At 67.1% G+C, this 9,235-nt stretch carries 1 protein-coding gene; it reads right to left on the reverse strand.

The genetic code is table 11. The annotated features are described in order from the left end of the window. The coding region (locus tag CRP40_RS07595) for a non-ribosomal peptide synthetase (protein WP_102047707.1) at positions 1-9,235 on the reverse strand (9,235 nt) is incomplete at both ends.

Here is a 9,235-nt window from a genome sequence, read left to right on the forward strand (position 1 = left end):
ACACGCTTGAGCGAAGGCGCGGACCAGCCTGATTCGATGGCCGAGAGGAACACGTCCAGCATCGATGGCACAAAGTGCAGCGTGCTGACGCCTTCGGCCTCAATAGCGTGTTGCAGGTACTGCGGGTCGCGGTGCCCGCCGGGCCTGGCCATGACCAGTTTCGCACCGGTCTGCAATGGCCACAGCAGCTCCCAGACCGAAACGTCGAAGCTGAACGGGGTCTTCTGCAGCACAACGTCGTCGGCACCCAGCGCGTAGGCGTCCTGCATCCACAGCAGACGGTTGACCACCCCAGCGTGCTCGTTCATCACGCCCTTGGGCAAGCCGGTCGAGCCTGAGGTGTAGATCACATAGGCCAGATGCCGAGGTGTCAGTCCGGTCACCGACGGAGCGATAGCCGGGCAATGTTGCCAGACGGGGACATCCAGATCGATCAGGACCGGGTGTTCCGGCACATGCCGGGTCGCGCCATGCACCAGCACGGCCACGGGTTCGCTGTCGGTGAGCATGTGGCGCACACGCGCTGCCGGGTAGTCCGGATCGACCGGCACATACGCGCCGCCCGCCTTCAGGATCCCGAGCAGCCCCACCACCATCGACAAACCGCGCTCGACGCAAATCGCCACCCGGTCATCAGGCTTCACACCCAGCCCGATCAGGTGATGCGCCAGGCGGTTGGACTGGGCGTCGAGCTGTTCGAAGGTGAGCGCGCCTTCCTCGGCGCTGACCGCCACCGCCGTCGGTGTACGTCGCACCTGGGCTTCGATCAGCCCGTGCAGCGTGTGGTGCAGGTCGTAGTCCCTGGCCGTGGCGTTGAACGCTGCCAGTACCCGCTCGCGCTCTGCGGCCTGCAGCACTGGCAAGTGCTGCACGCAGCGTTCAGGGGCTTGCTCAAGCGCCGTCACCAGCGCCTGCAGCACGTGCTGCATCTGCCCGCAGATGCGCGCTGCACCCACCGCCGGCGTGGTCGTGGCCACCAGGCGGAAGGCCTGGCCCACATCGTCCACGTTCAACCCCAGGGGGTAGTTGCTGCGTTCCTGGCTTTGGCCGATGGTGATGCCTGCGCTCGCCGCTTTCTGGTCGGCGCTGGCCTGGGTGCTGTGCCGGTAGTTGAGCATGGCGCTGAACAGCGGCTGCGGCGCGGCCACGCCACTGCAGCGTTGGGCCAGGGCCAACGAGGCATGCTCGTGAGCCAGCAGTTCGCTGAGCTGGCGGTGGGCCGCCCGCGCAGCGGCCTCGACGGGCATGCCCGCCAGGTCGATGCGCAGCGGCAAGGTATTGATGAACATGCCCAAGGCCCGCTCAGCCCCCTCACCGCCCTGCAGACGGCCCAGCAGCACAGTACCGAACACCACCGTGCCCTGCCCTGTGGCTGCACTCAACAGGCGCGCCCAGCCCAGGTGGAACAGGCTGGCGGCGCTGATGCCCAGGCGGCGTGCCTGGCTGCGCAAACGAGCGGCCAGGGTCTCGTCAAGCCACAGCGTGGCGTCCTCCAGCGCCTGGCCATTGCCCTGCACATCACTCAGGCCGAAGGGCAAGGTAGGTTCCTCGACCGCGCCCAGCTGCGCCCGGAAGAATGCTTCGTGCTCGTCTTGGCTCATGCCCATGCGCGCCTGGGCCACATAATTGCGGTAAGGCACCGGCGCCTGGTCGGGCGCGTCATCGCCCTGCAAGTAGCCGACCAGCTCCTGTGCCACCACCTCCATGGCCGTGTGGTCCATCACGATGTGATGGAACTGCAAGGTGGCCTGCACTTGCTGGTCATGGCCTGTCGAGCCGACGACCAGGCGCATCAACGGTGCCTGGCCAAGGTCGAATGCCGGTGGAGGCCCGCCTGCGGCGTCTTGTGCCGGTAGCACGGCCAGCGAAGCGTGGCGCAGCACCACCTGCACAGGTTGGGGCAGGCCTTGCCAGAAAATGGCTGTGCGCAGCACATCGTGCCGGGCAATGACCTTGTTCAAGGCCGCCACGAAGTTGTCCAGGTGCCCACGGGTCTCGAAGACGAAGCGTGACTGCAGCACATAGGGGTCGTGGCCGTCGGCACTGACATGGTGGTAGAGGATGCCTTCCTGCAACGGCGCCAGCGGGTAGATATCCTGCACGTTGCCGGTGCCGCCTGGCACCTGGGCGACGATGCGCGCGATGGCGCCGTCATCGAGCGCGATCAACGGCAGCATCGCCGGGGTGATCTGCTCGCAGCCAGGGGCGATCAGGTTGGCCGGCACCGTGACCCCGCGCGCCTGGCCCAGGGTACTGGCCAGCGCCGCGATGGTCGGCTTGCCGAACAAGGTACGGACATCGACCTGCAGGCCTTCGCGGCGCAGCCGCGCGGTGAGGTTGACCGCCAGCAACGAGTGCCCGCCCAGTTCGAAGAAGTTGTCGTGACGCCCCACCTGCTCGACCCCGAGCAAGTCAGCCCAGGCCTGGGCCAGCGCGGTTTCTACAGGACCTTGTGGTGGCTCATGGCCTTCGCCGGCCCGGTGCAGCACGGCAGGCTCGGGCAGCGCCCTGCGGTCGAGCTTGCCGTGGCTGGTCAAGGGCAGCACATCCAGGCGTGTAAAGGCCTGGGGCACCAGGTGCATGGGCAGGCTGGCCAACATGGCCTGGCGCAGCGCCTCCACGTTGACCGGCGCGGTTTCGGTGAACCAGGCCAGCAGCCTGTCATCACGTACCAGCACCACGGCATCGCCAACCCCTGGCTGGGCAGCCAGCGTGCATTCGATTTCGCCCAGTTCCACACGCACGCCGCGCACCTTGACCTGGTCGTCGTTGCGGCCCAGGTACTCCAGGGTGCCGTCCGCTCGCCAGCGCACCAGGTCACCACTGCGGTACATGCGAGCATTGCCTTGAGGGCTGTATGGGTCGGGCAGGAAGCGCTCGTGGGTCAAGGTCTCGCGCTCGAAGTAGCCGCGTGCCACCCCTGCGCCCCCAATGTACAACTCGCCCACCGCACCCAGCGGCACCAGTTGGCGATGGGCATCGAGCACGTAGACCCGGGTATTGGCGATCGGCGTGCCGATGTGCAGCGGCGCGCCAGCGGTCAGGGCCCCGGCGGTGGCAACCACCGTGGCTTCGGTCGGCCCGTAGTTATTGACCACCTTGAAGCCCGGATCACGCTCGAACTGACGCAGACGGTCACCGCCGATCAGCAAGGTCTGCAAAGTCGGGTGCTGATGCTCGCGGCGCAGCGCCTGCTCGGCCACCGGGGTAGGCAGGAAGCTCACCGCCAGCGGTTGTTGCAGCCACCAGTCGATCAGCTCATCCACGTGTTCGGCGCCGATGTGCGCAGACGGCACGTGCAAAACGGCCCCGGCGCACAGGGCCGGCCAGACCTCCCAGGCCATGGCGTCGAAGCCAAAGCCTGCAACGGTGCTGGTGTGGGTGCCGGGGCCTACGCCAAAGGCGTCGCAGTGCCAATGCACCAGGTTGGCCAGGGTGGCATGTTCGACCATCACCCCCTTCGGTCGCCCGGTGGAGCCGGAGGTGTAGACCACATAGGCCAGCTGGTGCGCATCGAGCCCGTTCACGCAGGGGTTGAAATGCGCTTCGCCCTGCCAGTCGTCCTGGTCCACGACCGTGCAATGCACAGCGCCCATCCGGCCCTGGGTGACATGGTCCACCAGCACCGTTTTCGGGGTGCTGTCATCGAGCAGGTAGGCGATACGCTCATCGGGATAGGCTGGATCGATCGGCACGTAGGCCGCCCCGCACTTGAGCACGGCCAGCAGGCCAATGAGCCGCTGCGGGTTGCGCGCCAAGCACAAAGCGACGCGATCACCCAGGCCTACGCCCTGCTCAATCAGGTAATGCGCCAGGCGGTTGGCGCTGCGGTTGAGTTCGCCATAGCTCAGCACGCATCCGTCCTGCACCAGCGCAGCGGTTTGCGGCGCGCGGGCCGCCTGGGCTTCGACCAGCCCATGCACGGTTTGCCCTTGAGGGAAGGCTTTGTGAGTGGCGTTGAAGCCCTGCAACAGCTGCGCCTGCGCTTGAGCGTCAAGCACCGGCAGCATGGCCACTGGCAGGCCCGCCCCGGTGTCTGCGCCTGGCTGACGCACCTGCTCAAGCGTGACCACCAGAGCGGCCAGTACCTGATTCATGACACTGGCAACTTGCCCAGCGTCGATCCCCGCCTGGGCCAGCACACTCAGGCTAAAGCCCTCGCCCAGATCATCGACGCTCAAGGTCAGCGGATAGTTGCTGCGCTCTTCGCCCCCGAGCAGACGCACGCCCTGCATGGCCGCGCTATGGCTGCCGTCGGCGGCGCTGCTGTGGCGGTAGTTGAACAAGGCACTGAACAGCGGCAGCGAGCCGGCCACCCCACTGCAGCGCTGGGCCAGCGCCAGGGACGCGTGCTCGTGCATCAGCAGCGCGCTCAGGTGCTGGTGAGCAGTGCGCACGGCCTCGACCAGCGGCACGGACAGGTCGATGCGCAGCGGCAAGGTATTGATGAACACACCCAGCGCCCGGTCGGCCCCTTCGCCGCCATGCAGGCGGCCCATCAACACGGTGCCAAAGACCACGTCACTGCGGTTGGCCAGTGCGCCCAGCACCCGCGCCCAGGCCAAGTGCGCCAGGCTGGCGACGCTCACGCCCAGGTGACGGGCCTGCTCACGCAACCCCCGGGCCACGCGGGCATCGACGCCCAGGCGCGCCTCCTCGATGGCGTGTCCTTCGCCTTGCACGTCGGCAAGGCCCAGCGGCAAGGTGGGTTCGTCCACATCGCCCAGCATCTGGCGGAAGAACGCCTCGTGCCCCGCCTCGTCGGCCCCGAGCAGGGCTTGGGCCACGTAGTTTCGATACGGTGCCGGCGCCGTCAGCGTGTCACCCTGCCCGGTCATCAGTGCCTGCATCTCGCTGGCGATGACCTCCATGGCGGTGTGGTCCAGGGCCAGGTGGTGGAACTGCAAAATGGCCACCACGCGCAGGTTGCGCGGATCGGGCGCGTACACCAGGCGCATCATCGGCGCCTGCGCCAGGTCCAGGCGCTGCTGGCGGGCATCGAAACGCGCCTGCAAGGCTTGCAGCACGTCAGTCTCGTCCAGCCCGTCGACGGCGCTGACCGTCATCTGCGCTTTGCGCCATACCACCTGCACCGGTTGCGCCAGGCCTTCACTGAGCACGGCCGTACGCAGAATGTCGTGGCGGTCGATCACCTGTTGCAGCGCCGCTGCCCAGCGTTGCAGATGCGCCAGGCTGTCGAAGGCCAGGCGCGATTGCAGCAGGTACGGGTCACCCTGCTCGGCACTCAGGTGATGGAACAGAATGCCTTGCTGCAGCGGGGCCAGGGGGTAGATTTCCTGCACGTTGGCGGCCCCGCCAGGCACGCTGGCCACGATGTGGTCGATGCTGTCCTGATCGAGCGTGATCAGGCTGAGCATCTGCGGCGTGATGCGCTCGGCGTGCGCTGGCACGCGGTTATCAGGCACATGCAGGTCGCGGTCCTGGCCCACGGCGGCGGCCAGGGCTGCCAGGGTAGGCTGGGCGAACAGCACACGCACGTCGGCGCCCAGGCCGGCTTTGCGCATGCTTTCAACCAAGGTCACGGCCAGCAGCGAGTGCCCGCCCAGTTCGAAGAAGTGATCATGCCGACCCACGCGCTCGACCTTGAGCACCTCGGCCCAGAGACTTGCCAAGGCCACCTCGATCTCCCCCTGCGGGGCCTCGAAGCCACGGGTCACGACCGCGTCGAGGCCAGGCGCTGGCAAGCCACGCCGATCACGCTTGCCATTGGCGGTGAGCGGCAATGCCTCAAGCTGGACGTAAGCGGCCGGCAGCATGTAGTCGGGCAACTGCGTCTGCAAACTGGCGTGCAGGTCGGCGATCAGCGGCGCGGTAGCGTGGGCCGTAAAGTAGGCCACCAACCGTTTGTCGCCGGGCTGGTCCTCGCGCAGCAGCACAACAGCTTCCCGCACGCCTTCGCACGTGGCCAGGCGCGCCTCGATTTCACCCAACTCGATGCGGAAACCACGCAGCTTGACCTGCTGGTCGGCACGCCCCAGGTAGCGCAGGGTGCCGTCTGCTTGCCAGGCCACCAGATCGCCGCTGCGGTACAGCCGATCCTGCGGCCGACCGCTGAACGGATCGGCGATGAAGCGCTCGGCCGTCAGCGCGGGCTGGCCCAGGTAACCCAAGGCTACACCGTCCCCGCCGATGTACAGCTCGCCGACGGCCCCCACGGGCAAAAGCTGCTGGTGAGTGTCCAGCACGTAGCAACGGGTGTTGCCGATCGGCCGGCCTATGGGCAGGCTGCCCGCCTCCACACGGGTCATCTCAAAGGTGGTGGTAAAGGTAGTGGCTTCGGTCGGCCCGTAGCCGTTGAGCATGTGCGCCGGTGCACCGTCTCGCAGCACCCGGGCCACGACGTGCGGGTCCAGCACGTCACCCCCGACCATCAGGTAGCGCAGGCGTGCGAAGGCCGGCAGCAAGGCTTCGGCAAACTGATGGAACAGGCCGGCGGTGAGCCACAACACACTCACCTGCTGGGTCAGCAATGCATCGCGCAACCTGTCGTGCGCCAGCACCTGGTCCTGATCGATGACCACCACCGCACCGCCATTGAGCAGCGGCGCCCACACTTCCAGGGTGCTGGCGTCGAACGCCGGGTTCGAGGCGAAGGCGACACGGTCCTGGGCGGTGAACGTCGCAAAACCGTTGTTGATGACCAAACGGGCAATGGCCCTATGGGGCACCTGCACACCCTTTGCCGCCCCGGTGGAGCCGGAGGTATACATCACGTAGGCCGCGCTCTGGGCTGAAACCTCGAGGCGCGGCGCCTGCGCCGGCTGACCGGCGAGATCACAGCGGTCCAGGTCGATACGTACGGCACACGGCAGCGCGGGCTCGTGGCTCAACGTCAGCAGCACGGTGGCCCCACTGTCTTGCATCATGTAGGCCTGGCGCTCTACTGGCGCATAGCTGTCCAGCGGCACGTAGACGGCGCCGCAGGCGCTGACGGCCAGCTGCGCCGCCAACAGGTCAAAGCTGCGTGGCAACAGCAGTGCCACGCTGCCCCCCGGCGTCACGCCCAGGTCCAGCAGGTGGTGGGCTAGACGGTTGGCATGCCCCTCCAGCTGGGCATACGTCCATTGCTGCTCGCGATGCATCACGGCGCAGGCACCAGGCGCACGCTGGGCCTGTGCGCTGAACAAGGCGTGCAGCGGTTGATCGCGTGGATAGTCGCGCACGGTCGCGTTGAAGCTGTCGAGCACCCGTTCGCATTCACCCGCCGGTAACTGCGAAACCTGCCACAACGGCGTACCGGGCGCCTGCTTAAGGGCCTGCGCCAGTTGGCTCAGCGCATGGCCCAGCAGCCTGCAGACCTGCTGGCCATCGACCTGGGCCACGGCCTGCACGGTAAGTGCCATGGCATCGCCCACATCGTCTACGTTGACCACCAACGGGTAGTTGCTGCGCTCCACCGCCGCCACCTGCTCGATGCCGTTCCAGGCCTGGCTCAAGCCCTGCTGGGCCGGTGCGCTGTGGCGGAAGTTAAGCAGGCTGGTGAACAGTGCTTGTGAAGCCGGCACGGCGCTGCAACGCTGGGCCAAGGCCAAGGCTGCCTGTTCGTGGGCCAGCAGGCTGGCCAGCCGCTGGTGGGTCAGGCGCACGCCATCGGCGACATTCGCCGCGCCCGCGCTGACGCGCAGCGGCAAGGTATTGATGAACATGCCCAAGGCGCGTTCGGCGCCTGCGCCGCCCTGCAGGCGGCCCAGCAGGACAGTGCCGAACACCACCTCCTCGCGGCCGCTGAGCTGCGCCAGTACCTGCGCCCACCCTTGGTGCACCAGGCTGGCCACGCTCACGCCCAGTCGACGCGCTTGTTCGCGCAGCTGCAAGACCACCCCGCCTTCGATCCACTGGCGGGTCTCGAACACCTCGCCGGTACCGGTATCGGCGTCATGCAAGCCGAACACGACAGTCGGCTCGTCGATATCGCCCAACAACTCACGGAACAGCGTCTCGTCAGCCTGAGGATCGGCGCCAAGGCGTGCCTGGGCCACATAGTTGCGGTACGGCGTGCTGGCGTGCAGCACCGGCTGGCCTTGCAGCACAGTGGTGATTTCCGCCACCAGCTGCTCGACCGCCGCATGGTCGAGGATGATGTGGTGGATGAGCAGCGTTGCCTGCACCGCTTGCCCAGAGGGCGCTTGCACCAGGCGCACCAGCGGCGCCTGGGTGAGCGTGAGCCCCTCGCCAGGCGTGGCAAGTTGGCTGGCGAGCGCAGGCGTGTTTCGCCACACCACCTGCACAGGTTCTTCGAGCGCGTGCCAATGGATGCTGGTGCGCAGGATGTCATGGCGAGCGATGACCACGTCCAGGGCAGCGGCGAACGCGTCCAGCTGCGCCTGGTCGGGGAAGCTGAAGCGCGCCTGCAGCACGTAGGGGTCGCGGTCTTCGCAGGCCAAGTGGTGATAGAGGATGCCCTGCTGCAAGGGCGCCAGGCCGTAGATGTCCTGAATGTTCTCCACGCCGCCGGGAATCTGCGTCACCAACGTGTCGATGGCCGCTTGCGAAAGATCCGCCAGTGGCAACAGGTCAGGCGTGATACGGGTGCAGTCAGGCGTGATCACGTTGGCCGGCACGACGACGCTGCGCTGACGACCCAGCGCGGCAGCCAGCGCTTGCAGCGTCGGCTGGCCGAACAACACCCGGATGTCTGCTTGCAGCCCCCGCTCACGCAGGCGCGCCGTCAGGGTGACCGCCAGCAGCGAATGGCCGCCCAGCTCGAAGAAGTTGTCCTGTCGGCCCACACGGTCCACACCCAGCAGTTCGGCCCAGAGCGCCGCCAGCAAGGTTTCGGTCTCGCCCAGTGGGGCTTCGAAGACGCGCTCCTGGGTCACGTCAGGGGCAGGCAACGCCTTGCGGTCGAGCTTGCCGTTGGGGCTTAGCGGCAAAGCCTGAAGGTGCCTGAACAGCGCCGGTACCATGAAGTCCGGCAATTGGTGCAGCAAGGCCGTGCGAAGCGCATCCACCTTTTGTTCGGCTCCGGTGTAATAGGCAATCAGGCGCTGGTCGCGGGCGATGACCACGGCCTCCTTGATGCCCGCGACAGCCGTCATGGCCGCTTGGATTTCACCCAGTTCGATACGCAGCCCACGCAACTTCACCTGATCGTCGTTACGGCCCAGGTATTCGAGGTTGCCGTCCGGCAGGTGCCGCGCCAGGTCGCCTGTGCGGTACAGCCGCCCGCCTGGGCGCTGACCGAACGGGTCATCCAGGAAGCGCTCGGCGGTCA

Origin of the sequence: Pseudomonas sp. URMO17WK12:I9, from assembly GCF_900230165.1 — a bacterium.
GTDB lineage: Bacteria > Pseudomonadota > Gammaproteobacteria > Pseudomonadales > Pseudomonadaceae > Aquipseudomonas > Aquipseudomonas fulva.